Genomic DNA, 1,400 nt, shown 5'->3' with positions numbered 1-1,400 from the left:
GTTCTTTGTCAAATGTGGTGGTGTTTAAATTCCACAAATACTCTACTCTTTTGAAGTGAGTGTGATTTTAAACACTCACTTCTCTTACAACTTGACGCCATAATATTTTCTTTCGCAGTCTTGAGAAGTTTTTAATTCCGTAAGATGTTCGTTTAATTACCTTTGTTGTATTGTTTACCCCTTCAATATATCCATTACTATACGGATAGACAAATGAGTTTAATATCTCTGTTTTCCATCGTTTATATGTTCCAACAACCGACTGAAATGCCTCTATATTCGAATTCGCTACTAATTCACACCATTCTTCCAAACCTGCTTTCGCAGTGCAACAATTGCTTGTTTTAAACCATTCATCCAATTTATTTTTCAATACATAAGCTTCTTGTAATTTGGGTTTATCTTTTAATAACTCGTCGACTCGATTTTTTTGATCCTCCTTCAATTTAAACGGTGATTTCCACAAAAGTTCTTTACTTCTTTTACACAAAATACGGTCTTCTTTTCGAAGTTTATTTTGTATTTCTCTTCGTACCTTATCGAACCCCCAGTATGCTTGTCTCATATAGTGGAATCGATCCGCCACAATTAAAGGATTTCCAAGAGCTTTTCGAACGGCTTCTTTAAAGCGTTTCGATAAATCCATGACAACCACTTTTACATTACTCGTATCACATTGACGAAAATAATTTTCGATTGTTTTACTTAGTCGGTCCGGCAAAACATCCATAATTTTTTTATTTTGCACATCGACAATAATCGTTTGAAATTTTTCTTTATCAGCATCTCCTTTAAACTCATCAATCGCTATGACTGCTGGAAGTACACAATTTACCTGAATCTGACGCCGATCAAATAGACGAATTACTTGATTGGTGCTTAATCCCGTCATTTTCCCTGCAGCCTTAAAAGAGTGATCCCCAACATAGGTTAATACTTGTTGTTCAAGGGATCTTGTATGACGTTGATAACGTTGGATAAATGATAATTTTTCAAAGAATGTCTTCTTACAAGCTGTACATAAATAACGTCTTTTTCGTAGATGGATTCTTACTGGGCGATCTTCTATCAAACGCCCTTTAATTGGTTGAATACGATAACTGTGTACTCGTTTCGTTTTTGCACCACAATTCGGGCAAGTTTGTGTTCTTTGTTTCGTTTGTAGCCAGAAATGAAACTCATGATTTTCCTCTTTCATTTCCCATAATTCCACGTGTTTATCTTTAATTCCTAGTAGTTCCATGATAAAATGTTCTTGCATCCATACTCACTCCAATCCTTTTTTGCGCCACATTAAAGGTATCAAAAAGAGTGAGTAGGATGTTATTTTTTTGTGCATTTTTAGAAAGTTGTCAAAGTCTTGATTCTATTGACCACACCACCACATTTAGTATAGAGCC

The 1,400-nt window shown here is 34.9% G+C and carries 1 protein-coding gene; it reads right to left on the bottom strand.

Translation table 11 applies throughout. The annotated features are described in order from the left end of the window. Nucleotides 1-67 precede the first annotated feature (67 nt). Nucleotides 68-1,261 (bottom strand): ISL3 family transposase, encoded by a 1,194-nt coding sequence (locus D1606_RS18445; protein ID WP_119417449.1) that lies wholly within the window; start codon nt 1,259-1,261, stop codon nt 68-70. Between the last annotated feature and the right edge of the window lie 139 nt (nt 1,262-1,400).

Origin of the sequence: Rummeliibacillus sp. POC4 (assembly GCF_003576525.1) — a bacterium.
Taxonomy (GTDB): Bacteria; Bacillota; Bacilli; order Bacillales_A; family Planococcaceae; genus Rummeliibacillus.
The sequence above is the reverse complement of the archived record's forward strand: the minus strand, read 5'-3'. Positions and strand labels throughout refer to the sequence as shown.

Coding starts and splice junctions, on each gene's coding strand:
- D1606_RS18445 (WP_119417449.1), bottom strand. CDS start 1,261: ATGCAAGAACATTTTATCATGGAACTACTAGGAATTAAAGATAAACAC.